Raw genomic sequence first — 23,571 nt, 5'->3', positions numbered from 1 at the left:
TATGAGCATCCTGTTCTCCCGTACCGACCAGCGGCTCGGCGAGTTCGCCGTCCGCCCGCTCGACCCGGCGGCCGACGCCGAGCTGCTGCACGGCTGGGTCACCCACCCCAAGGCTCCGTTCTGGCTGATGCAGGGACAGTCGGTGGCCGAGGTGTCCGCCGCGTACCGGGCGATCCTCGAACACCCGCACCACGAGGCCTTCGTGGGCCTCTGGGAGGGCCGCCCGGCCTTCCTGGTGGAACGCTACGACCCGGCGCACGTGGAGCTGGTCGGCCTGTACGAAGCGCAGCCCGGCGACGTCGGCATGCACTTCCTTTGTGCACCCGCCGACACCCCGGTGCACGGGTTCACCCGGGCCGTGATCACCACCGTGATGGCGTTCGTCCTCGACGACCCGGCCGCTCGCCGGGTGGTGGTCGAGCCCGATCTGCGCAACACCGCCGTGCACGCCCTGAACGCGGCCGTCGGCTTCGAACCGGCCGGCCCGATCAGCAAGCCCGAGAAGGAGGCGCTGCTCAGCTTCTGCACCCGCGAGCAGTTCGCCGACGCCGTCCGAGGAGTGAACGCGTGACCCCCGCCGTCGACAGTTTCGTCGCCCACCTGCGCCCGGACACCTGGGCCACCGCCAACCGGCTGCTGGTCCGCAAGGCACTCGCCGAGTTCGCCCACGAGCGGCTGCTGACACCGGAGTTGCTGGCATCCCCGCCCGCCGGTGACCACTACGCGGTGCGCAGCGACGACGGCACGGTCGAGTACCGCTTCACCGCCCGGCTGCTCTCGCTCGACCACTGGCAGATCGCGGCCGACTCGATCACCCGCCTGCGCGGCGACGAGCAACTCCCATTGGACGCCGTCGACTTCTGCATCGAGATGCGCGAGACCCTGGGTCTGTCCGAGCAGGTCCTGCCGGTCTACCTGGAGGAGATCAGCTCGACCCTGGCCGGCAGCGCGTACAAGATCGACAAGCCCGGACTCACGGCGGCCGAGCTGGCCGGGGCCGACTTCCAGGCCGTCGAGACCGGCATGACCGAGGGCCACCCGGGCTTCGTCGCCAACAACGGCCGGATCGGCTTCGGCGGCGACGAGTACCACCGCTACGCCCCCGAGGCGGCCCACCCGCTGCGCCTGGTCTGGCTGGCCGCCCGACGCACCCACTCCACCTTCAGCTCCTGCACCGACATCGACTACCAGGGTCTGATCGACCAGGAGTTGAGCGCCGCCGAGCAGGCGCGCTTCGCCGCAGTGCTGACCGGGCTCGGCCTGGACCCGGCCGACTACCACCTCTTCCCGGTGCACCCCTGGCAGTGGTCCAACAAGCTCTCGGTCACCTTCGCCGGCGAACTCGCCCAGCAGCGCCTTGTCCTGCTCGGCGAGGGGGACGACGCCTACCTGGCCCAGCAGTCGATCCGGACGTTCTTCAACACCAGCGACCCGTCCAAGCACTACGTCAAGACCGCCATCTCGGTGCTCAACATGGGCTTCATGCGCGGACTTTCGGCCGCGTACATGGAGGCCACCCCGGCCATCAACGACTGGCTGGCCCGGCTGATCGCCGGGGACGCGCTGCTGCGCGGCACCGGCCTGACCATCATCCGCGAGCACGCGGCGATCGGCTACCGCCACCGCCAGTACGAGGCCGCGACCGACCGGTACTCCCCCTACCGCAAGATGCTGGCCGCCCTCTGGCGGGAGAGCCCCGTCCCCTCGCTCGCCCCCGGGGAGCGGCTGGCCACCATGGCGTCGCTGCTGCACACCGACCGCGCGGGCGACTCGCTGGCGGCGGCCCTGATCGAGCAGTCCGGCCTGGCCCCGGCGGTCTGGCTGCGCCGCTACCTGGACGCCTACCTCACCCCGCTGCTGCACAGTTTCTACGCCTACGATCTGGCGTTCATGCCGCACGGCGAGAACGTCATCCTGGTGCTGGACGCGACCGGCACCGTCCGGCGGGCGATCTTCAAGGACATCGCCGAGGAGATCGTGGTGATGGACCCGCACGCGGTGCTGCCGCCGGAGGTCCAGCGGGTCCGGGCCGACATCCCGGACCACATGAAGCTGCTGTCGATCTTCACCGATGTCTTCGACTGCTTCTTCCGCTACCTGGCCGCCACCCTGGACGAGGCCGGAGCACTCCCGGAGGAGGACTTCTGGCGCACCGTCGCCGAGTGCGTCGCCGACTACCGCGACCGGGTACCGCAGCTGGCCGAGAAGTTCGAGCGGTTCGACCCGTTCGCCGCGCAGTTCCCGCTCTCCTGCCTGAACCGGCTGCAGCTGCGCGACAACCGACAGATGGTCGACCTCGCCGACCCGGCGGCGGCCCTGCAGCTGGTCGGCGAGCTGGCCAACCCGATCGCGCCGTACGCCTCGCACGCGCAGGTCTGCACGTGACGGTCGACACCGCCGAGCGCCGACGGCTGGGGGCCGGGCCGGGCCCGCTCCCCACCCGGTGGCTGATCCTCGCAGTGGTCTGCCTGGCCCAGCTCGCCGTGGTGCTCGACAACACCGTGCTCAACGTCGCGATCCCGTCGCTCAGCCGGGACTTGGACGCGGACACCGCCGACGTCCAGTGGATGGTCAACGCCTACTCCCTCGTCCAGGCCGGGCTGCTGCTGGCAGCCGGTGCCGCCGCCGACCGGTACGGACGCAGAAGGCTGCTGCTGGCCGGGCTGGCGGTCTTCGGCCTCGGCTCACTGGCGGCCGGACTGGCGCACTCCACCGGCCAGTTGATCGCCGCTCGGGCCGGGATGGGCGTGGGCGGCGCGCTGCTGCTCACCACCACGCTGGCCGTGGTGATGCAGGTCTTCGAGGCCGAGGAGCGCTCCCGGGCGATCGGCATCTGGGCCGCCGTCAGCGCTCTCGGCTTCGCTGCCGGGCCACCTGTCGGCGGTCTGCTGCTGGCGCACTTCTGGTGGGGCGCACTCTTCCTGGTCAACCTGCCGGTGGTCCTGGCCGGGCTGGTCACCGTCCGCGTCCTGGTCCCCGAATCCCGGGCGCCCGGCGAGGGGCGGCCCGACCTGCTCGGCGCACTGTTCTCCACCGTGGGCATGGCCGCCACCGTGTACGCGATCACCGCAGGCCCCGCGCATGGCTGGGCCTCGGCGCAGGTCCTGCTGCCCGCCGCGCTCGGCCTCGCCGTACTGGCCGGATTCGCCCACTGGGAGCGCCGGGCCCGCCACCCGATGCTGGACGTGGCGTTCTTCCGTGACCGGCGGTTCGTCGGCGCGGTCACCGGCGTACTGCTGATCACCTTCGGCAGCGCCGGGGTGCTCTTCCTGCTCACCCAGCAGCTCCAGTTCGTCCGTGGCTACAGCGCGTTGGAGGCCGGGCTGCGGATGGCCCCCTTCGCCCTCACCGTGGTGCTGCTCAACTTCACCGGCCTGGCCGCCCGACTGCTCACCCGGCTCGGCCGCCCCCGCTCCATCGCGATCGGCATGACCCTGCTCGCCGGAGGCTTCGGCGTGGTCGCCGTCTGCACCCACGGCGGCTACGGCCCCCTGCTGGCCGGGCTGCTCCTGATGGGCGCGGGCTGCGCCCTCGCCAACCCGGCCATCGTGGAGGCGGTGCTCAGCTCCATCCCGCAGGACAAGGCCGGAGCGGGAGCCGGGATCGACGGCGCGATGGCCGAGGTCGGCTCCAGCCTCGGCGTCGCCGTCCTGGGCGCCGTACTGAACGCCCGCTTCGCCGCCCTGCTCCCGGCCCCCCTGGCCGGGGCCACCTCACTGCCGGAGGCACTGTCCGCCACCCGCACAGCGGCAGACCGCGACGCCGCCGTGGCGGCCTTCGCCCAAGCTGGCGAATGCGCCCAACTGGCGGGCGCGGCAGCGGTGCTGGCCGGTGGCTGGATGGCGGCCCTGCTGTTGCGGCGGGCCGACCGGCGGGCCTGAGCTGGATTGTGCTCGCCAGAAACTGAGACAACGTCATATCTACGGTGGCACAGTGGCGCTCATGTCCCAGGATGCGAATCAGGGCGCCACGGCGGCGGGCGGCACGAGCAGCTCGGTGTCGCACAGCACGGTCAACGGACCGCTCGTCCAACTCGGCCGGATGCACGGCGACATCCACTTCCACGGCCGGCCGAGGACACCCCGGGCGCCGGGCCCGGAGACGGTGGAAGTCCTGGTCGAGCGGCGTGATCCGGTCGGGCGGTACGTCGTCCTGCCCTCGCTCGACGCGCTCGCGGACCCGCCGGTCCGGGGGCCGGGCGTTCTCGTCGGCGGTGAGGACATCGCGGGGTGGGCCCGGAGCCACGGCGGCGTCGACTTCGACTCCACCGTTCTCTTCGTCACCCTGACCAACCGCTCGGACTCCCACCTCACCCTGCGCGGCATCAGCGCCGTGGTGCTTCGCCGCACTGCCCCGACGACAGGTGCACTGATCGGGAAGCAGACCGCGGGGAGCCAGCCGGTGCCCGAGCTGCTCTTCGACCTCGACCAGGCCGAGCCCGAGCTGTGGGAGGTCGACGAGCAGTCCAGGCAGCCGATCGGCGCCCGCCCCTACCTCGACCGCACGCACGTCCGCCTGGCGCCGGACGAGTCACTGAAGCTGATCATCACGGCGGAGAGCCGTCGCACCTGCTGCACTTGGCAGTTGAGCCTGACCTTCCGCCCCGACGACGCCCCCGAGTTCACCGTCCGGCCGCCCGACGAGTTCCGCACCACCGGCCTCCCGGTGGAGGGGCTGGGCCCCGTGCTCGTCTGGCAGTGGCACCGCACGCCACCCCAGTTCGAACACGGGCTCGCCTATCTGGACTGGTGCCGCGTGGGCAACAGCGAGCCACGCCCGCTGGGGCCGCTGCCGCCGGGCGTACTGCCGCCCTTCTGGGCGCGGCACCCCAACGTCCTCCCCTTCCTGCCCGCACTGATCCACTTCCTCAGCACCGACACGACCGGGCCGGAGGCCCGCCACCGGCTCGAAGCGGCGTTCGCGGCGGTCGACGCAGCCCGCAGCCTGGCGGGGTCGGGCGACAAGGCCTTCGAGAGCCTCGCAGAGCCCCTGCGGAAGTTGGCCCCCGCACTGCTCACCCTCTGCGCCGGACTCGCCGCCGGTCAGCTCCCGGCCGGGATCCACGACACCCTGCGCAGCTACATCGAACGGACACCTGCAGCCATCGCCCTGACCCCGGCGTTCGCCACCATCACCCGCCTCGGGTGAGGATCGCGCGCGATCTCCCGCAGCGAACTGCCGGGGAATCCGCTGGCCCCCGGGTGGCCTGATTGGCAGGATGCCTGGTGATGACCAACCACTCCGCAACCAGCACCGGGTCTGTCCCTCTCGACCACCGCGCCGCCGCGCGTGACGCACTGCGCGGCCTGGCCGTCGGCGATGCCTTCGGCGCCCAGTTCTTCGTCCCCGACAACCTGCCCGCCCTGCGCGAGCACCGGCTGCCGCCCACGCCCTGGCCGTGGACCGACGACAGCGAGATGGCCTGCTCGGTGTTCACCGCCCTGCGCGACCGTGGCACGGTGGACCAGTGGGAGCTGGCCGATTCCTTCGCTCGGCGCCACGACTTCGACCGCGGCTACGGCCCGGCCATGAACCGGTTGCTGCGGCTGGTGCGCCAGGGCGGATCGTGGCGCGAGCTCGCCGCCGGACTCTTCGAGGGGCAGGGCTCCTGGGGAAACGGCGCAGCCATGCGCGTCGCCCCGTTGGGGGCGTGGTTCGCCGTGGACCTGGAGGAGGCGGCGTGGCAAGCCGCGCGCTCGGCCGAGGTGACGCACACCCACCCCGAGGCCGTGGCCGGAGCCGTCGCGACAGCCCTCGCCGCCGCCTGCGCCGCTCGCAGCCGGGGTCAGCACCCGACTGCACAGGAATTCCTCGCTCCGGTGCTGGAGTTGACGCCGCCCGGGAAGGTCCGTGACGGGGTGGCCGAGGCATTTGAGCTGCTCGACCAGCCGCACGTGGAGCTGGCCGCCCACCGGCTGGGCAACGGGAGTCAGGTGAGCGCGATGGACACCGTGCCCTTCGCGCTGTGGTGCGCGGCCCGGCATCTGGACGACTACGAGGGCGCATTGTGGGCCACCGCCTCGGCGGGCGGGGACGTGGACACCACGTGCGCGATCGTCGGCGGCATCGTCGCCGCCCGTGTCGGCACCGACGGCATCCCCGCCGCCTGGCGGGGCGCCGTCGAGCCGCTCCCGCAGTGGGCGGACGCCGACCTGCTCGGCTCCGACCTCCGCCGCGAGGACCTGCGCCAGGCGCAGCCCCTGCAGCGCCCGGAGCCGATCGGCGTCCCCGAGCTCACCTGGACTGCTGGGCAGTGGCAGCGGGTCCGGCACGGCGTGCGCGCCACCAGCATGGAAGAGAAGTGGAACGCCTACCTGGACGGCGACCGGCTGTTCCTGCACCGCAGTTGGACCGGCCTGTGCATCTTCGAGGTCACCGTACGACGCACCGCCGACGGCTGGCACCCCGTCCAGGCCTGGGTGGAGTCCGACGCCGACCGCTACCGGCGCGGGAGCGACGAGGCGGAGATCGCCATGCTGGAGGTGCTGCTGCGCAACAAGTTCGGCGCCGGCGCCACCCAGGAACACTGGGACCGCTACAAGCAGCTGCGGTTCGGCGGCTGACCGGGGCACGGCCGCTCAATCCGCTGGAGGGTCGGGTGGAGGGTGTGGCACGCTCCCGTGGTGGTCTACGAACTGGCACCTCAGCTGCTCTACTGGGACGAGGTCGACCCACGCCTGCATCCCTTCGACGCCGGTTCGGCTCGCGAGGTGGTCGCCGGGCTCGGCCCGGCCAACGATGTCCCCGGCTGGTCGAGGAGGCCATCGGCGGACGGTTCAACAGCTGGGTCGAGCCTGCCCGTACCGTCGTCGAGGAGGTCGCCGAGCGCCTCGCCGCGTCCCTGCCGGACACCGACGGGGACGCTCCGGATGCCTGACCACCTGCAGACCTGGTGCACGGTACGGCAGGCCGTGCCCTGGCAGCAGGCCCGCACCCCCGACCTGCCGGGCAGCGGACCGCCGCACGTCCTGCGTGACGGGGCCGACCACCACATCCGGACCGTCGAGCACGCCCGCGACCCGGCACGGGCGCAGCGGCTGCTCGCGGCCCTGGGCCAGGTCCGCGTCGATGCCGCCGCCGGGCAGCCGCTGAGCTTCGCCCTGCTCAGTGGCTGGCAGCGCCTGGTGCTCGGCACCCCGGACGCCCCGTTCCGCGCGGGCCCTGCCTTCGCGAAGGCGGGCCGGGAGCGCTACGGACTCGACGCACACACGCCCCGACGCTTCGACGCCTGCCTCGCACAGAGCGAGGACCCCGGCCTGCCGCTGCCCGCCCGAGCCGCGCGCGCCTACCTCGACGTCTGCTTCTTCCACCCGTTCGAGGACGGCAACGCACGCTCGGCCTTCCTCGCGCTGGTCTTCGTCCTGGCCCGCTCCGGCGTGGTCTTCGACCAGGTCGGCCCGATCCGATGCGTCCAACGCCCCGCCGACGACCCCGACGGCGCCCTGGCCCTGGCCGACCTGGTGACGGCGCTGATCAACGCATCCCACCGACGCCGCGTCCACGGTCAGGGCGTACGGGCGGTGACCCGCGACGAGCACGCCCAGGTCACTACCTCCTGGGCCTCGGGTGCGCCGAGTTCCGTGTAGAGCTTCAGGGCGTGCTGCCGGTGCCGGCGGGCGTCGTCCGTCCGGTCGAGGTCGTGGTAAGCGTCTGCCAGGCCGCGGTGTGCGCGGGCCTCTTCGTTCGTGTCGCCGAGCCCGGTGGCGAGGGTGAGGGCAGCCTGGTGGCGTTCGACGGCGCGTTGTGGACGGCCGGCGGAGCGGTGCGACTCACCCAAGCCGTTGGTGGCTTCAACTTCGCCCAGGCGGTACCCGATCCTGCGGAAGACGGCCAGGGCCTGATGGTGATGGTCGATGGCGCGCTCATGGCTTCCCGTCCTGCAGTGGACGACGCCGAGGCCGTGCAACGCCTCTCCTTCGCCGAGGAGATGGCCCGTCTCGCGGAAGATGGCCAGGGCCCGCCGGTGGTGGTCCGCGGCTTGCTCGTACTGGCCCGTCCGCCGGTAGATGATGCCGAGCCCGTGGAGCGTGCCACCTTCGCCGACATGGTCACTGAGCTCACGGAAGATGGCGAGCGCCTGCCGATGGAGATCGGCGGCCTGTTCGTAGTGGCCGGTTCGCTCGTGGACGAACCCGAGATTGCTCAGTACGCGGCTCTCCCCCGTGCGATCGCCGATCCGGCGGAAGACGGCCAGCGCCTTCTCGTAGTGGTCAGCTGCCTCTGTATAGGCGCCGCTGCACCAGTACCCGATCCCGAGGTTGCCGAGCGCGTCGCCTTCGTAGGGGCGGTCCGGGAGTTCGCGGATCAGGGCCAGGGCTTCCTGCTGGCAGGTGACGCCCTGTTGGTAACGCGCGGTCCGCAGAAAGACGATGCCCAGGTTGACCAGGGCATGGGCGTGGGCGGCGGGGGCAGCGTGGGCGGACAACCGCTGGGCGGCAAGCACCGCCAGCTGGTGCAGCTTCTCCGCGTCGCCGAAGCGGGCCTGAGTGTCGAGGTGACCCCACAGCACGGTTGACAGGCCGGTGACGTAGGCCGGCCAGGAGCCGGCGGCGGCGTGCTCTGCGCAGGCCAGGAGATTGGCGTGCTCGGCGCCCAGCCAGGCCTGCGCGTCCGCGACGCCGGCGAGGTCGACCCGTGGGGTCGTGGGTGCAGGGGCACGGGAGTGGCGGGCCTGTTCGGCCGGGTGGAGGAGCGCAGTCGCCACGGACGCGGTGTGCAGGTAGTGGTCGAACAGCCGGGTCAGCGCCGTATGCTGCTCCTCCTCGGACTCCTCCGCCAGGACGGTGGCCTTGGCATGTCTGCGGATGAGGTCATGGAAGGCATAGCGGCCCGGAGTCGACTGTTCGAGCAGGTGGTGGTCGACCAACTCTTCCAGGATGTCATCAGCCTGACGAAGCGTCAGACCTGCGAGGGCGGCGGCGGCATACGGGTCCGCATCGTTTCCCGGGTTCAGTCCCAAGAGCCGGAACAGTCGCTGCTGGGCCGGGATGAGACCGTGGTAGGAGAGGTTGAACGCGGCAGCCACACTCTGGTCGTCGGTGGTCAGTTCGGTCAGGCGGTGGGCTTCCTCGCGGAGCCGGTCGGCCAGGTGTGCGGCGGCCCAGGTGGGGCGGTGGACCAGGCGGGCCGCGGCGATCCGGATCGCCAGCGGCAGATGTCCGCACAGAGCCACCACCTCGGCCACGACCTGCGGCACGGCCTCGCAGCGTTCAGCCCCGACCACGCGGGTGAACAGGGCGGCTGCCTCCGCGAGCCCCAGCACGTCCAACGAGACCGACATGGCTCCGTCCAGTGTGGACAGCCTTCGCCGGCTGGTGACGAGAGCCAGGCAGCCCGAGCTGCCTGGCAGCAGCGGGCGAACCTGGGCCGCGTCGGCGGCGTTGTCCAGCAGGACCAACGCGCGCCGGCCGGCCAACTCCGCGCGCCACAGACCTGCGCGCTGACCCAGGTCCTCGGGGATCTGCCCAGGCGGCACGCCCAAGGCACGCAGCAACCCGTCAAGAGCACCGGCCGGGGTGACCGGATCCCGCCCGGGGGTGAAGCCGTGCAGGTCCACGAACAGCTGCCCGTCGGGGTAGCGGTCCGCCAGCCGGTGAGCCGCGTGCACGGCGAGCGCGGTCTTGCCCACCCCGGCCATCCCGTCGATGGCCGAGATCACCACCGATCCGGCGTTGCCGCCGATCGCACCGAGAAGCCGGTCCAGCTCACTCGCACGGCCGGTGAAGTCCGGCACGTCATAGGGCAGAAAGCTGCGGCCCGTGGGCCTGCGTACCCCCTGCGGCGGCGCCGTCAGGTCCAACTGCGGATCGTTGCGCAGAATCTGCTGGTGCAGCTCCTGGAGCGCCTGCCCGGGGTCGGCGCCGAGATCCTCGGCCAACCGGCGGCGGGTCTGCTCATAGACGACCAGCGCCTCGGCCAACCGGCCGGAACGGTACAGCGCCAGGATCCACTGCCCGACCAGCCGCTCATCGCCGGGCTGCAGGGCCGCCAGCTCGTCCAGGACGGCGTGATGCGCGCCCAGGGCCAGATCGGCCTCGATCCGGTCGGTCAACGCACCGAGGCGCTGCCCGTTCAGCGCCGTACGGGTGCGCTCCGCCCAGTCACCGGGCACTCCGGCCAACGGCTCGCCGCTGAACTGGCCCAGCGCCTCCCGCAGCAGTTCGGCGCGTTCGGCCGGGCCGGAGGCGGCCCGCGCCCGCTCGGTCAGGGTGCGGAATCGGTGCACGTCCACCAGCGTCGGATCGACCCGTAGCGCGTAACCGGCCGGGCAGCGGGTGAGCTCCACCGAGTCATCGGCCCGCAGGACCTCCCGCAGCCGGCTGACGTAGGTGTAGAGCTGGTCCCGGCCGCGTAGCGGCGGCTGGTCGCCCCACAGGCGGTCGATCAGGTCCTCGACGGACACCGCCCGGCCCCGGCGCATCAGCAGGATCGCCAGCAGGCAGCGCTGCTTCGCCCAGCCAAGATCGACAGGAGTTCCTTCGGTCCGGACCTGCACCGCGCCCAGCAACTGGAACTCCACGCCGGTGTCCTCCCCCACGCCACGAACACACTCGAAGCCACGCTGATCGAGCAGCATCGCGACCAGGATCCGACCAGGATCCGGCCGGGTGACCATCCGACGGCCGACCGCAAGGTCTCCGCGGAGGTTACCGCAAGGTCGAGGCCCGACTCTGGTCTGGACCGGGACCGCCTCGCGATCCAGGTCACGTCCACCCGGCACGGCTCCGGTCCTCAGCCAGGGACCTATCAACCAGGGGTCGCCGACCTGCGCGGGCTTGGGCCCACTGCGTGAGCTGAGCGCACTTTGTTTGATGGTGTTTCAGAGACTGCGTCCGGCCACCTGGCGCCGCCGCCCACGGGGGTGGCGGCGGCGCCCGCTCCGACCGAAGCTGGTCCGCGCTCACCCCTGCTGACGGAACTCGCGTACGACCTCGATGGAACCGATGATGTGCCGGTTGAACTCCTCCAGCTCCTCGGCCGGAATCCACAGCTCCAAGATCGTCTCGCCGCCCGCCTGACGCACCGGGTACCGCGCCACGAACTCGGCCTCGACCTCGAACCGGGTCACGTAACCGACACCCGAGGCGGGCACGTTCCAGTCCCTCGCGATCCGGATCGCGTAGTCCTCGTTGAGCACCGGGTAGAAGATGGGCTGCTCGGGCAGCCGCGGCGGCCAGGCCCGCCACCCCGACCCCTCGACCAGCGCGAGCTCCTCCGGGCCGACCGGACGCCACAGCGTCGTCGTCTCCATCTGGGGCATCGCTCACTCCTTCGTCCACCTGATCGACTGCCCACCGTAGAGGCCACCCCGAGCCGATGACGACCGGTTATCCCCCGCCACGTCGTCAGTGCCACCCGCTACCGTGCGCGGCATGGCAACGGGGATCGAGTACGTTCGGGGCGATGCGACCACGCCACTGGGCAAGGGCCCGAAGGTGATCGCACATGTCTGCAACGACCTGGGTGGCTGGGGCAAGGGCTTCGTCCTGGCCGTCTCCCGCCGCTGGCCCGAGCCCGAGACGGCGTACCGACGATGGCACCGCGAGCGGGCGGGCAACGACTTCGGCCTCGGAGCCGTGCAGGTGGTGCAAGTCGACCGACTGCTGTGGGTCGCCAACATGGTCGGCCAGCACGGGATACGCACGGGCAGCAAGGGCGTCCCCGTGCGCTACGAGGCCATCGACACCGCCCTGGATACCGTCGCCGAACGCGCAGTCGAGCTCGGCGCGTCCGTCCACATGCCCCGCATCGGCTGCGGACTGGCAGGCGGCCGATGGGAGCGGGTCGAACCGCTGGTCCTCGCACGACTGACTGGCCGCAGCATCGCCGTGACCGTGTACGACCACGACTGACCTACTGCCAGGTATCGGTCTCATGACAGGCATCCGTCCAGGCAAATGGCGTCGACCCGGAGCCGCGAGGCGGCCCAGATGCTGCTGCACCGGGCCTGGTCAGCGACAGTCAAACAAGATCATTCTCGGGGACTTTTCGGGGACTTTCCGCTCTGCCAGGGGGACGTTCCGGGGACTTTTCGCCGCGTAACACGGCAAGGTCCTGAAAGATCGGAAAGGGCCTCCGACGCAGGTCAGAGGCCCTTCCGGGGGCAAAGCCCCTGGTACGGCGGATGGAGTCGGCCTGTACGCCGGGTTCTGTCTCCCGGGGTGCTTGCGCGGCCCGGGGAGGCGGTCATCCATCTAGGGCTGCCGTTGCCGACAGCCTCGTGCGGTCTACCCGCGGACTCGGGCGAGCAGCCCTCGGTCATCCGCGCACGGTGCCCGAGGGCACCGATCTTGACCTTGCTCCGGGTGGGGTTTACCTAGCCGGCCGAGTCACCTCGGTCGCTGGTGGTCTCTTACACCACCGTTTCACCCTTACCTGTGGCCGAGGCCGCAGGCGGTCTGTTTTCTGTGGCACTGTCCCGCGGGTCACCCCGGGTGGGCGTTACCCACCACCCTGCTCTGTGGAGCCCGGACGTTCCTCGGCGGGTCCAAGGACCCGTCGCGACCGCCCGGCCGGCTCGTCCGCCGTACTGGTCATCGTAGCCGCTCGCCGGGTCCGTCCCGTACCCGCCCGGGGGCCGGGCGCTCCGGGTCGAGGCGCGCCGCCACCCCTGCGGCGGTACGGACGGCCCATGGAGTGGTGGTGACCACGCCGAGCAGCAGCACCGCGGCCCCGAGACCGGTGACGATCCACCAGCCCGCGTGGCTGGCGGCCGCGAAGGTGGTCTCGACCGAGCCTGCGGCGGCAGCGGCCGCGACGACGGTGCCGATCACGGCGACCCCGAGGGACTGGCCGACCTGGCGGCTGGTCGAGGCTACTGCGGCGGCGACCCCGGCGCGGGCGGCGGGCATGCCGGAGACGGCGGAGTTGGTGATCGGTGCGTTCACCACGCCGAAGCCGAGCCCGAACAGCGCGTACGCCAGCACCAGCAGCCAGAGCGGCGAGTCGGCGGCGAGCCGGGTGAGCAGCAGTCCGCTGGCGGTGATCGCCGCACCGGCGACGAGCAGCGGCAGCCGGGGCCCGCGGCGCCCGACCGTCCAACCCGAGATCGGTGCGCCGACCAGCATCAGGAGCGCCATCGGGAGGGTCCGGAGCCCGGCCTGGACGGGGCTGTAGTGGCGGACGTCCTGGAGGTAGACGGTGCTGAGGAAGAGGAAGCCGCCGAGCGCGGCGCAGGCGCTGACGGCGGCGAGGACGGCGCCGCTGAACGGGACGCTGGCGAAGAAGCGCGGGTCGACGAGGGGTTCGGGCGTGCGGCGCTCCCACCACGGCAGAACTAGCAACGCCAGAAGGGCTAGCAGCGCTAGAGCGAGCACGAGCGGGGAGCCCCAGCCGAGCCCCGGACCCTCGATGATCACAGCCGTTCCCGCACCGAGCAGCACGATCATCAGCAGCTGTCCGACCGGGTCGAGCCGCCGGGGCTCGGGGGCTCGCGACTCGGGCACGTACCGCAGGGCCAGCACCCAGGCGGCGAGGCCGACCGGGACGTTGACCAGGAAGATCGACGGCCACCCCGCCGCACCGACCAGGAAGCCGCCGATCACCGGCCCGAGGGCCATGCTGAGCCCGACCACACCGCCCCAGACCCCGATCGCCTGGGCCCGTTCGCGCCGGTCGGTGAAGGTGCTGGTGATGATCGACATCGCCACCGGGTTGAGCATCGACCCGCCGACGGCCTGGAGGGCCCGGAAGGCGATCAGCCACCCGAGGCCGGGTGCGATGCTGCAGAGCAGCGAGGCCAGGACGAAGAGCAGCAGCCCGGCCCGGAAGACCCGGCGGCGCCCGAGGCGGTCCGCGACCGAACCGGAGAGGATCAGCAGCGCGGCCAGCACGAGGGTGTAGGCGTCGATGATCCACTGGAGCCCGGACGCGGGGGCGTGCAGGTCGCGCCGCATCGCGGGCAGCGCGATGTTCACGACCGTGGTGTCCAGGCAGACGATGAACAGGCTGAGGCAGCAGATGGCCAGGATCAGCAACCGCTCACGGCGGGTGGGCTGGGCCTGCGACCGGCCCCGATCCTGCACTGCGGTCGACCACTGAGGCGTCACCCGCAGATGTTCTCAGATGACCGTCGAATGATCTTTCGAAATGCTCACCCGTTTTCGGGCCGGCCCTCAGCCAACCGCGAAGCGGACCGTACGGGAGTGCGGGTCGGCCGTGGTGAGACGTACCCGCAGCTGCCCGCCGAGCGGGAGGTCGGCCTCGCCGTCGCACTTGGCGACCACGGCGGGTTCGCGCAGCTGGACGGTGCCGACCCGGGGCTTGCGCTCGTCCACCTCGATCACCACGGCGTCGAACCGCTCACCCTCGCGCCCCCGCAGCAACTCGCTCTCCACCAGGTCGACGCAGGCCCGCTCGACCTCGTGGGCCCGGCGGTCGCCACCCGCCATCACCCCGGGCAGGCCCGGGAGTTCCTCGCTCACCCAGGGCGGGATCTCGGCCCCTCCGGCGATCGCCGCACAGATCTCCAGCGCGTACCGGTCGGCCAGCCGGCGCAGCGGCGCGGTGCAGTGTGCGTACGGCGCCGCGAGCGCGGCGTGGACCGGATCGGCTGGGGCGGGCAGGCCCTGGGCGTCGTCGAAGGCGTGGTAGCCGGCGCCGCGCAGCAGGCCGGTGCAGGCGTTGAGGAAGGCGGCCTCGGCGGCACGGGCCGGGTCGAGGCTGCGGATCAGCTCCTGGTACGGCATCGCCTCGGGCCAGTCGACCCCGAGCGCGCGGGCCACCCGGCGCAGCCTCGCATACGCGGAGGACGGCGCGGCGGGGAGGGTGCGGAGCAGGCCGACGCCCGCGTCCAGCATGAGGTCGGCGGCGGCCATGCCGGTGAGCAGGGAGATCTGGGCGTTCCAGCCGTCGGCCGGCCGTGGCGCGCGGTAGGCCAGGCGGTAGCCGCCGTCCACCGGCTCGACCTCCTGTTCGGGGACGGGCAGGCTGATCCCGCCCCGGGCCTGCTCCTGGGCCTCGCGGAGCCTGCCGATCTCGGCGAGGAGTTCGAGCTGTTCGTCGGCCGAGCCCGAGTCGACGGCCTGCTGGACCTCCTCGTAGTCGAGTCGGCGGCGGGAGCGGACCTGGGCGCGGCGCAGGTCCGCGAGCACCACCGCGCCGTCGGAGTCGAGGTCGAGCTGCCAGAGCAAGGCCGGGCGCAGCTCACCGGGGAGCAGGCTGGCGGCGTCCTCGGCGAGGCGGGCCGGGTGGAGCGGCACGCGTTCGTCGGGGAAGTAGAGGGTCTGCACCCGGCGGCGGGCCTCGGCGTCGACGGCGCCGCCGGGGTGGACGAAGGCGGCGACGTCGGCGATCGCGTAGTGGACGCGGTAGCCGCTGCCGCGCCGGGTGAGGTGCATGGCCTGGTCGAGATCACGCGAACCGGGCGGGTCCACGGTGAAGAGCGGCAGGTCGGTGGCGTCGAGCTCGGGCAGCCGGGGCACGGCGGCGGCGCGGTCGGCCTCGGCGAGCACGGCGGGCGGCCAGTCGGTGCGCAGCTCGAGCTGAGTGCGCAGCTCGGCGAGCTCGGCGTTGATGCGGGTGGAGTCGGCGGCTCGGACGCTCAGATGACGGCGCGGCATGCTCGCAGCGTACGGCGGGGTGCGGCAGGCGGCCCGCTGGGCGGGCAGTGGGTGTTGGGCAGGGCGTGTTGGGCAGGGGGTGTTGCTCGCGCCGGATCGCGCGGAGACTGGTTGACATGGGGTCGCACACAGAGCATTGAGGAGGCGGACCATGAGAGACACCCCGGACGCCACCGCGACATCCGTCCGCACCGATGACCGGCGCACCACCTGCCCAGGCCCTCGGAAGTGACCGCCATGAACTTCCAACCCGCCCGGCGCAAGGCCGTTGGCGGCGCCGGTGCGGCCGCCGGTGCCGCTTGGCGCGCCATCGTGATCACCACCGCGCTCGTCGCGGCGACCGCGCTCGGCACCGGCGCCCCGGTCACCGCCCAGGCCGCCTCCCAGGCCGCCGCCCCCACCCAGCAGGGCCAGCTGTACGCCTGGGTCAGCGACGGATGGGGTGGTGGTACCGTCACCAGCCAGCCGGCCGGCATCCAGTGCCACCAGACCGCATGGGACCCGTACAGCGACACCTACCAGGAGGCCCCGACCGGCTCCTGCTCCGCAACCTTCCCGGTCGGCACCTCCGTCACCTTCACCGCAACACCCGATCCGGGGTCGTATCTCAACGGCGGCCCCGACCCGAACTCCGTGACCATGCGGGTCGGCTACAACAGCGTCTGGGTCATGTTCTGCCCGGACGACAACCTCTGCTCCAGCTGGTAGCTCGGGCGGCCCGACCAGGGACCGGCGGTCGTGGCGGGGTGGGGCGGGCCCAGTACAGTGGCGGGACTGTTGCCACAAAGTGTTGAGGAGTGCCGCTGTGCTGGTGTTGCTGCCGCCGTCGGAGGGGAAGGCGGCTTCGGGGGACGGAGTGCCACTGACACTGGACGGCCTCTCCCTCCCGGGGCTCACGGGCGCGCGGGCCGCCGTACTGGATGCGCTGGTCGAGCTGTGCACCGGGGACACCGACGCCGCACAGGAGACCCTGGGTCTGAGCCAGGGCCTGCGTGGGGAGATCGTCCGTAACGCCGGGCTGCTGACGGCGGGGGCGCTGCCGGCCGGCGAGGTGTACACGGGGGTGCTGTTCGACGCGCTCGGGCTGGCCAAGCTGGACGAGGCGGCGTACGGGCGGGCGGAGCGCTCGCTGCTGGTGTTCTCCGGGCTCTGGGGTGCGGTGCGGATCAGTGACCGCATCCCGCCGTACCGGTGCTCGATGGGGGTGAAGCTGCCGCCGCTCGGGGCGCTGGGCGCTTACTGGCGGCGGGAGACGGCCGCCGTGCTGCCCGAGGTGGCGGGGGACGGACTGGTGCTGGACCTGCGGAGCTCGGCGTACGCGGCGGCGTGGAAGCCGAGCGGCGAGGTGGCGGCGCGGACGGCGACCGTGCGAGTGCTGCAGGAGCGCGAGGTGGACGGAGTGCTGAAGCGCTCGGTGGTCAGCCACTTCAACAAGGCGACCAAGGGGCGACTGGTCCGGGACCTGCTGGTCGCGGACGCTGAGCCGGGCTCGCCGGGCGAGCTGGTGGACGTCCTGACGGAGCTGAACTACCGGGTGGAGGTGTCGGCGGAGGGATCGGCGCGGAAGCCTTGGCAGCTGGACGTTGTGGTGACGGAGATCCACTGACGGATAACGGCCAACGGATGAGGGTAATCAGCTGACAGAATCTGAAATCTGTCAGCTGATTACCCTCATCCGTTATCCGCTCGCCCCCGCCTCAGCGCAGGTGGCTCGTGTCGTTGAGCAGCCGCAGCGAGGCATTGCCGTCCGAGTAGTACTGGACCGCGCAGAACGAGGCCGCCGACAGCTCCATCCGGTACAGCGAGTCCGGCGGCGCGCCGAGCGCGAGGCGCACCAGCGTCTTGATCGGGCTGACGTGCGAGACGACCAGCACCGTCTTGCCGGAGTAGCGGGCGAGGATCTTGTCGCGGGCGACACCGGCCCGGTGCGTGAGAGTCGTGAAGCTCTCGCTCCCGCCCGTCGGCTTGGCCTTCGCCGAGCCGAGCCAGGCCGCGAGGTCCTCCGGGTGGCACTCCTGCACCTCGGCGAAGGTCAGCCCCTCCCAGTCGCCGAAGTCGAGCTCGCGCAGACCCTCCTCGATCCGGACCTCCAGGCCGAGCCGCTGCGCCACTGCCTCGGCCGTCTGCCGGGTCCGCCGCATCGGGGAGCTGACGATCGCCTGGATCGACCCCCGGGCGGCGAGCGACTCGGCGGCCCGAGCGGCCTGCCAGAGCCCCTTCTCGGAGAGCTCCGGGTCGGAGCCGCCGCTGCCGGAGAAGCGCTTCTCGGGCGTCAGCGGGGTCTCGCCGTGCCGCAGCAGCACGAACGTGGTCGGGGTGCCGAGGTCGGCCGGCGCCGCCCAGCCCGCCTTGGCGGCGGACGGCGCGGGCAACGGCTCGTCCGCGACGGCCGCCGGAGCTACTGGGGCTGCAACGCGCTCAGCCTTGGGCTCCCACTGACGCCCGGCCTTGCCCGCGTCCATCGCCTCGTTGGCCAGCTTGTCCGCGTCCTTGTTCCGCTCGCGCGGGATCCAGGTGTACGAGACCTGCGAGCGCGGCAGCACCGTCCGCGCCTCGGCGGCCAGCGGCTGCATGTCGGGGTGCTTGATCTTCCAGCGCCCCGACATCTGCTCGACGACGAGCTTGGAGTCCATCCGGACGTCCACGCGGGCGTCCGGGTCGAGCGCGTGCGCCGCGCGCAGCCCGGCGATCAGCCCCTTGTACTCCGCCACGTTGTTGGTGGCGTGCCCGATGAACTCGGCGGCCTCGGCGATGATCTGCCCGGTGTCGCCGTCCCGGACGACCGCGCCGTAGCCGGCCGGCCCCGGGTTACCCCGGGAGCCGCCGTCCGCCTCGACGATGAACCTGCGGCCCCCCGACATGTCAGACGCCGGACTCGGCCGTGCGGATGAGGATGCGGCCGCAGTTGTCGCAGCGCACGACGGCGTCCTTGGGCTCGGCCTTGATCGCGTTCAGGTCGGTGATGGCGAACTCCACCCGGCAGCCCTCGCAGCGCCGCTGGTAGAGCCGGGCCGCGCCGACGCCGCCCTGCTGCTCGCGCAGCCGGATGTAGAGCTTCAGCAGGTCGGCGGGGATGACGGCGGCGACGGCCTCGCGGTCCCGCTTGACCTTCTCGGCGTCCGCGTCGATCTCGGCGAACGCGGCGTCGCGGCGGCTCTCCGCCTCGCTCAGCACGACGGTGGAGTGCTCCAGACGGCCCGTCAGCTCCGTGACGCGGGACTGCGCCGACTCCAGACGCTCCATGATCTCCAGGACGACCTCCTCGAGGTCGGCCTGGCGCTTGGTGAGCGAGCCGAGCTCGTGCTGGAGGTTCTCCAGGTCACGGGGCGAGGAGACGGCTCCGGAGTCGAGCCGCTGCTGGTTGCGGGCGGACCGGGCGCGGACCTGCTCGACGTCGGCCTCGGCCTTGGTCTGCTCGCGCTCGGTGTCACCGAGCTGCGCCTGGGCGGCGACGACCAGCGAGGTGAGGGCGGTGTGGTCGGCGGTGGCCTGGGCGATCTCGGCGTGCTCGGGCAGGCTGCGACGCCGGTGGGCCAGCTGGTCGAGGCGGGAGTCGATGGCCTGCAGGTCGAGCAGGCGGATCTGGTCGGCGGGCGCGGCGTTCAAGCGGAGGGCTCCTGTGAATCGGTCAGGTCAGTCAGGTCGTCAAGTCTGGGGCGGGCCGTGAGCTACGAGGGTTCCGCACTCGCCGGAGGCATCGGTGCGTGGGCCGTCCACGGGTCGGTGACGCGCTCGGAGACCCGGGTCTCCAGCTGCCAGCCCTCCCGCAGGGCGGCCTGGGCCAGCCCTTGGGCGGCCAGGCCGAGCCAGGGCCACTCGGTGGCCCAGTGCGCGGCGTCCACCAGGGCGACCGGGGACGACTCCACGGCCTCGGAGGCGGGGTGGTGGCGCAGGTCGGCGGTCACATAGGCGTCGACGCCGGCGGCCCGGACCTCGGCGAAGAAGCTGTCACCCGAGCCGCCGCAGACCGCGACCCGGCTGATCAGCCGGTCGGCGTCCCCGGCCACCCGGACCCCGGCCGCCGTGGCGGGGAGCCCGGCGGCGACCTGCGCGGCGAAGGCGGAGAGCGTCAGAGGCGGTTCCAGCACGCCGATCCGGCCGGTGCCCCGGCGGCCCGCCGGGTCGGTCGGGTCGGCGATCAGCGGGCCCAGCACCCGGAGGCCGACCGCTTCGGCGAGGGCGTCGGAGACACCCGGATCGGCGTGGTCGGCGTTGGTGTGGGCGACGTGCAGGGCGATCCCGTTACGGATCAGGGTGTGCACCACCCGGCCCTTGAAGCTCGTCGTGGCGACGCTGGTGGTGCCACGCAGGTAGAGCGGGTGGTGGGTGACGATCAGGTCGGCCCCCCACTCGACGGCCTCGTCGACCACCGTCTGCACGGGGTCGACGGCCAGCAGGACACGGTTGACCTGGGCCTCGGCGTCCCCGCAGACCAGGCCGACGGCATCCCACGATTCCGCCCACCGCGGCGGGTAGAGCTCTTCGAGCACGCTGATGACGTCGGACAGTTTCGGCACCTGTTGAGACTACCGCGCGCGGAGAGCGCGCCGGGCCCCGGAAGCAGCGCCCCCGGGGCGGAACCGCCGCTCGCAGGCTCCGCGAGGGTCCACCGGGAGCCGTACAGCTGCTCGTCAACCGGCGCAAAGGGGTGCGCCGGGCGCTCCGGCGGGCGCTTCGGACGACATCCGCCCTGCGGGCCCTGCCCACAGCCCCGGGGTCGCGCGCATTCGAAAACGAATCGAGATCACCCTTACGAGTGAAGTGACTCCTTCAGCATTGAGCCACACCGTCCCCGAAAGTAACTTCAGTGGTGCGAACGAGAGTTGCCTCGACCAGGGGGGTCGAAAGGGCGCTCCGCCGAACCGCACCACACCGGTGCTGACATCCGGGCCAGCATGCCCCGCCGACCACGCGGGGCATCGACGAGCAGCCCGTACGGCGGACGCGGCCGGGGCGACTCCCGTACTTCCGAAAGACCGATTCGAGCCGGAGTGCCCGCGTGAGCTGGCGCCGACGGCGACACGACGAAGGGGTGTGAGCAGAGTGGGGGCGGGCACATCGCTTCGCATGGCTGGGGGGCCGGGGTCGGTGAACGACGAGCCGGGTGCGGACGGCACGTTGATGGAGGTGGCTCGGGCGGCCGTGGCCGGCGCCGGGAGCCGGGGGGACGGCGGTGGATGGGGGTTCACCGTCGAGGGCTTCTGGTGCACGGTGCGACCGTCCGGGTCGGCACTGTCACCCGGGACCGAGCCGGGGGCGGAGTCCGTGACCCAGCCGGGGGCGGGGTCCGGCCTGGAGTCCGGGCCAGGAGTCGGGTTGCCCGCGCAGGGCTGGAAGCTGCACGTCAGTGCGGCCTCCGAGGTTGCCGACCAGGTGCTCGGAGCTGTTGCGGCGGTACTCGCCGACGACCCCTGCGTCTACAAGTTCGCCGCCGACCGGGACAAGCTCCACGAGATCAACTCCCGCAACAGCGAACGTGGATCAGCCGGGAAGTTCATCACCGTCTACCCGGCCGACGACGAGCAGTTCCGGCGCATCGCCGAGCGACTGCACCACGCCACCGAGGGCCTTCCCGGGCCAGGAGTGCTCTCGGACCGGGCGTACGCACCCGGCAGCCGGGTGCACTACAGGTACGGCGTCTTCGCCCGGCCCGCCGAGCTGGGGAACGACGGCGCCTACCGCTCGATGATGGTCGGCCCGGACGGCGCCCGGGTCGAGGACCTGCGGACGGCCGGGTACCGATGTCCGCCATGGGTGGTCGACCCCGTCGAGGGGAGGGGGTCGACCGACTCCAAGGGGGCTAGCGGCGCTAAGACATCTAGCAACGCTACGACTCCTGCCAGCGCTAGGAACCCTGCCGCTGCTAGCACGCCCCCCGCAGCTCCACGCCCCCGCAGCAGCGGGGTACTGCTCGGCGGGCGGTACGCACTCACCGCCGCCGTCCGGCACAGCGCGAAGGGCGGCGTGTTCCTCGGACGGGAGACCGAGACCGGAACCGACGTCGTCGTCAAGCAGGCCCGCGCCCACATCGAGGTGGACCGCTCCGGCCGCGAAGCCCGCACAGCCCTGCGCCACGAGGCGATGCTGCTCACCCGCCTCGACGGACAGCAGCTGACCCCCCGCCCGATCGAGCTGATCGAGCAGGACGACTCACTCTTCCTCGTCCAGGAGCGGATCCCCGGCCAGTCGCTGGCGAGCTGGGTCGCCGGCCGCCTGCGGCGCGACGGCACACCGGACATCGCCTGGTCCCAGGCCGGCCCGATGGCCACCGCCCTGATCGAGCTCGTCCAGCAGGTGCACGCCCAGGGGCTGGTCCTGCGCGACCTCTCCCCCGGCAACGTCATGGTCCGCCCGGACGGCTCGCTGCGGCTGGTCGACCTGGAGATGGCCGCACAGGCGGGCAGTGCAGCGGGCTCGGCAGGCACTCCCGGCTACCGCGCGCCGGAGCAGGGCCCCGCCGTCACCTCCGCGATCGCCGATCACAGCACCGACCTCTATGCACTCGGCGGTCTGCTCTTCCTGCTCTCCACCGGACACGACCCGCTGCTGCCCGAGGACGCCCCCCTCCCCCGCCCCGCCGCCGAACGGCTCGGGCGTTGGCTGGAGCAGGCGGCCCGGCACGGTGACACCGCCCGGCGGCTCGCACCGATCGTGCTCGCACTGCGCGCCGAGGAACCGGACCGCCGCTGGAGCCTCGCCCGAGCACGGGACGCCGTCGCCGCCTGCACTGACCACACCGTCGGACACCCCGCGCCCGCCTCACCCCTGCCAGACCAGCTGCTCGACCGCCTCATCCGTGACGGGCTGCGGCACGTGGCAGCGACCGCGACCCCGGAACGGCGTGACCGGCTCTGGCCGACCGTGCCCGCCGGGCAGCTCACCGACCCCTGCAACGTGCAGCACGGCGCCGCCGGAGTACTCGCCGTGCTGGCCCGCGCCGCCCTCGCACCGCTCCCGGAGGAGGAACGCGAGCTCGCCCGGCAGACCGCCGCCCTGGCCGCCGCATGGATCGAGCGTCGCTGCGCTGCCGAGCCACGCGTGCTGCCCGGCCTGCACTTCGGGCGCTCCGGCACCGCCTGGGCACTGCTCGACGCCGCCGAAGCCCTGGACGACAAGGAACTTGCCGACCGTGCAGTCGAGTTGGCGCGACGTGTGCCGGTCGAGTGGCCGAACCCCGACGTCTGCCACGGCGCCGCCGGGGCGGGCTTCCTCCAACTGCGCCTGCACCGCGCCACCGGCTCCGCCGAGTACCTGGACCAGGCCACCGCCTGCGCCCGAGCCCTGCTCGGGGCAGCACAGCAGGAGCCGTACGGGCTGGTCTGGCCGGTGCCGAAGAGCTTCGACTCCAGCCTCGCCGGGATTACGCACCTCGGCTACGGACACGGGGTCGCCGGAGTCGGCGCCTTCCTGCTCGCCACCGGGGACACCACGACGGCGACCCTGGCCGCCCGGACTCTGGCCGCCACCGTCCGGTACGAGAGCGGCCCGCCCGACGGTGCCACCGGAAGTGACACCGGAAGTGACACCGGGATCGGCACCGGGATCGGCACCGGGATCGAAGCGGCCTGGTGGCCGCAGAGCGCCGGCGACCCCGATGCGGTCAAGTTGCAGCACTGGTGCAGCGGTTCGTCCGGAGTCGGGAGCTTCCTGATCCGACTCTGGCGGGCGACGGGCGACACCGAGGCGTACGGGCTGGCGCTCGCCGCCGGGCAGGCCGTGCTCGACAGCCGGTGGCACAGCGGGGTCTGCGCCTGCCACGGGTTGGCCGGCAACGGCGAGTACCTGCTCGACCTGGCCGAGGCCACCGGTGAGGCTCGATTCCGCAGCGGGGCCGAGGAGTTGGCGCGGCTGATCGCATCCCGGGCCGCCCTCCGGGACGGGTTGCTCGTACTCCCGGACGAGACCGGCATCGGCTTCACCCCCGCCTACGGCACCGGCACCTCCGGCGCACTGGCCTTCCTGCTCCGGCTCCGCCACGGCGGCCCCCGGATCTGGCTCGAAGCCTGACCCT

Annotated in this window: 16 protein-coding genes, 1 other RNA gene and 1 pseudogene; 10 read left to right on the top strand and 8 right to left on the bottom strand. The window is 72.3% G+C overall.

The genetic code is table 11. The features are described 5' to 3' along the window. Position 1: 1 nt before the first annotated feature. From ACR68M_RS25060 to ACR68M_RS25035, 6 genes and pseudogenes are all read left to right on the top strand, one after another. Positions 2 to 571, top strand: coding sequence for a GNAT family N-acetyltransferase (locus ACR68M_RS25060; protein ID WP_441246363.1), 570 nt, complete (start codon positions 2 to 4; stop codon positions 569 to 571). After that, positions 568 to 2,385 carry an IucA/IucC family protein gene (locus ACR68M_RS25055; RefSeq protein WP_441246362.1) on the top strand — a complete coding sequence of 606 codons (1,818 nt, stop codon included), beginning with the start codon at positions 568 to 570 and terminating at the stop codon, positions 2,383 to 2,385. The genes ACR68M_RS25060 and ACR68M_RS25055 overlap by 4 nt, the downstream gene beginning before the upstream one ends. Then, positions 2,382 to 3,881 (top strand): MFS transporter, encoded by a 1,500-nt coding sequence (locus tag ACR68M_RS25050; protein WP_441246361.1) that lies wholly within the window; start codon positions 2,382 to 2,384, stop codon positions 3,879 to 3,881. The genes ACR68M_RS25055 and ACR68M_RS25050 overlap by 4 nt, the downstream gene beginning before the upstream one ends. Positions 3,882 to 3,942: 61 nt before the next feature. After that, entirely contained in the window at positions 3,943 to 5,148 is a 1,206-nt protein-coding gene (locus tag ACR68M_RS25045) for a hypothetical protein (RefSeq protein WP_441246360.1), read from the top strand. An 80-nt stretch (positions 5,149 to 5,228) separates the two neighbouring features. Beyond that, positions 5,229 to 6,143 (top strand): annotated as a pseudogene (locus tag ACR68M_RS25040) (ADP-ribosylglycohydrolase family protein); the annotation flags it as partial. Positions 6,144 to 6,869: 726 nt separating this feature from the next. Continuing rightward, positions 6,870 to 7,586 carry a Fic family protein gene (locus ACR68M_RS25035; RefSeq protein WP_441246359.1) on the top strand — a complete coding sequence of 239 codons (717 nt, stop codon included), beginning with the start codon at positions 6,870 to 6,872 and terminating at the stop codon, positions 7,584 to 7,586. On the opposite strand, the gene ACR68M_RS25030 is transcribed toward ACR68M_RS25035, so the two are convergent. Next, positions 7,505 to 10,576, bottom strand: coding sequence for a tetratricopeptide repeat protein (locus ACR68M_RS25030; protein ID WP_441246358.1), 3,072 nt, complete (start codon positions 10,574 to 10,576; stop codon positions 7,505 to 7,507). The two genes, ACR68M_RS25035 and ACR68M_RS25030, sit on opposite strands and share 82 nt — an antisense overlap. Before the next feature lie 324 nt (positions 10,577 to 10,900). Further along, positions 10,901 to 11,251 (bottom strand): hypothetical protein, encoded by a 351-nt coding sequence (locus ACR68M_RS25025; protein ID WP_441251709.1) that lies wholly within the window; start codon positions 11,249 to 11,251, stop codon positions 10,901 to 10,903. A gap of 121 nt (positions 11,252 to 11,372) precedes the next feature. Between ACR68M_RS25025 and ACR68M_RS25020 the strand changes: the two genes are divergently transcribed. Continuing rightward, positions 11,373 to 11,852, top strand: coding sequence for a macro domain-containing protein (locus tag ACR68M_RS25020; protein WP_441246357.1), 480 nt, complete (start codon positions 11,373 to 11,375; stop codon positions 11,850 to 11,852). A gap of 270 nt (positions 11,853 to 12,122) precedes the next feature. Here the strand turns inward: ACR68M_RS25020 and rnpB are convergent. The 3 genes from rnpB to ACR68M_RS25005 form a co-directional block, all read right to left on the bottom strand. Then, positions 12,123 to 12,520: RNase P RNA component class A (gene rnpB, locus ACR68M_RS25015), an RNA gene on the bottom strand. Positions 12,521 to 12,533: 13 nt separating this feature from the next. After that, positions 12,534 to 14,048, bottom strand: a complete 1,515-nt coding sequence (locus ACR68M_RS25010; RefSeq protein ID WP_441246356.1) for an MFS transporter — start codon at positions 14,046 to 14,048, stop codon at positions 12,534 to 12,536. 66 nt (positions 14,049 to 14,114) lie between these two features. Next, positions 14,115 to 15,560 (bottom strand): RNB domain-containing ribonuclease, encoded by a 1,446-nt coding sequence (locus ACR68M_RS25005; protein WP_441246355.1) that lies wholly within the window; start codon positions 15,558 to 15,560, stop codon positions 14,115 to 14,117. Positions 15,561 to 15,797: 237 nt separating this feature from the next. Here ACR68M_RS25005 and ACR68M_RS25000 point away from each other — a divergent pair, with 237 nt between their 5' ends. Beyond that, positions 15,798 to 16,268: a hypothetical protein gene (locus ACR68M_RS25000; RefSeq protein ID WP_441246354.1), complete on the top strand. Its 471-nt coding sequence runs from the start codon at positions 15,798 to 15,800 to the stop codon at positions 16,266 to 16,268. A gap of 97 nt (positions 16,269 to 16,365) precedes the next feature. Beyond that, the gene (gene yaaA / locus ACR68M_RS24995) at positions 16,366 to 17,166 is read left to right on the top strand and encodes a peroxide stress protein YaaA (protein WP_441246353.1); all 801 of its coding nucleotides are present in this window, start codon (positions 16,366 to 16,368) and stop codon (positions 17,164 to 17,166) included. A gap of 91 nt (positions 17,167 to 17,257) precedes the next feature. Here yaaA and ACR68M_RS24990 read toward each other — a convergent pair whose 3' ends face one another. From ACR68M_RS24990 to ACR68M_RS24980, 3 genes are all read right to left on the bottom strand, one after another. Continuing rightward, a complete protein-coding gene (locus tag ACR68M_RS24990) occupies positions 17,258 to 18,421 on the bottom strand; it encodes a bifunctional RNase H/acid phosphatase (RefSeq protein ID WP_441246352.1) in 1,164 nt (387 codons plus the stop codon). A 1-nt stretch (position 18,422) separates the two neighbouring features. Continuing rightward, positions 18,423 to 19,166, bottom strand: coding sequence for a zinc ribbon domain-containing protein (locus tag ACR68M_RS24985; RefSeq protein ID WP_441246351.1), 744 nt, complete (start codon positions 19,164 to 19,166; stop codon positions 18,423 to 18,425). A 62-nt stretch (positions 19,167 to 19,228) separates the two neighbouring features. After that, on the bottom strand, positions 19,229 to 20,077 hold the full coding sequence (locus tag ACR68M_RS24980) for a Nif3-like dinuclear metal center hexameric protein (protein WP_441246350.1): 849 nt from the start codon (positions 20,075 to 20,077) through the stop codon (positions 19,229 to 19,231). A gap of 799 nt (positions 20,078 to 20,876) precedes the next feature. On the opposite strand from ACR68M_RS24980, the gene lanL reads away from it, so the two are divergent. Next, positions 20,877 to 23,567, top strand: a complete 2,691-nt coding sequence (lanL, locus tag ACR68M_RS24975) for a class IV lanthionine synthetase LanL (protein WP_441246349.1) — start codon at positions 20,877 to 20,879, stop codon at positions 23,565 to 23,567. The last annotated feature ends 4 nt before the right edge of the window (positions 23,568 to 23,571 follow it).

Origin of the sequence: Kitasatospora sp. McL0602 (genome assembly GCF_052076145.1) — a bacterium.
Classification (GTDB): domain Bacteria; phylum Actinomycetota; class Actinomycetes; order Streptomycetales; family Streptomycetaceae; genus Kitasatospora.
This window is presented reverse-complemented; position numbering and strand designations above follow the sequence as displayed.

What these genes read in the sequence shown, in the direction of transcription:
- ACR68M_RS25005 (WP_441246355.1), bottom strand. Translation starts at nt 15,560, where the DNA reads ATGCCGCGCCGTCATCTGAGCGTCCGAGCCGCCGACTCCACCCGCATC.
- ACR68M_RS25060 (WP_441246363.1), top strand. Translation starts at nt 2, where the DNA reads ATGAGCATCCTGTTCTCCCGTACCGACCAGCGGCTCGGCGAGTTCGCC.
- ACR68M_RS25030 (WP_441246358.1), bottom strand. Translation starts at nt 10,576, where the DNA reads ATGCTGCTCGATCAGCGTGGCTTCGAGTGTGTTCGTGGCGTGGGGGAG.
- ACR68M_RS25035 (WP_441246359.1), top strand. Translation starts at nt 6,870, where the DNA reads ATGCCTGACCACCTGCAGACCTGGTGCACGGTACGGCAGGCCGTGCCC.
- ACR68M_RS25045 (WP_441246360.1), top strand. Translation starts at nt 3,943, where the DNA reads ATGTCCCAGGATGCGAATCAGGGCGCCACGGCGGCGGGCGGCACGAGC.
- ACR68M_RS25020 (WP_441246357.1), top strand. Translation starts at nt 11,373, where the DNA reads ATGGCAACGGGGATCGAGTACGTTCGGGGCGATGCGACCACGCCACTG.
- ACR68M_RS25000 (WP_441246354.1), top strand. Translation starts at nt 15,798, where the DNA reads ATGAACTTCCAACCCGCCCGGCGCAAGGCCGTTGGCGGCGCCGGTGCG.
- ACR68M_RS25025 (WP_441251709.1), bottom strand. Translation starts at nt 11,251, where the DNA reads ATGGAGACGACGACGCTGTGGCGTCCGGTCGGCCCGGAGGAGCTCGCG.
- ACR68M_RS24990 (WP_441246352.1), bottom strand. Translation starts at nt 18,421, where the DNA reads ATGTCGGGGGGCCGCAGGTTCATCGTCGAGGCGGACGGCGGCTCCCGG.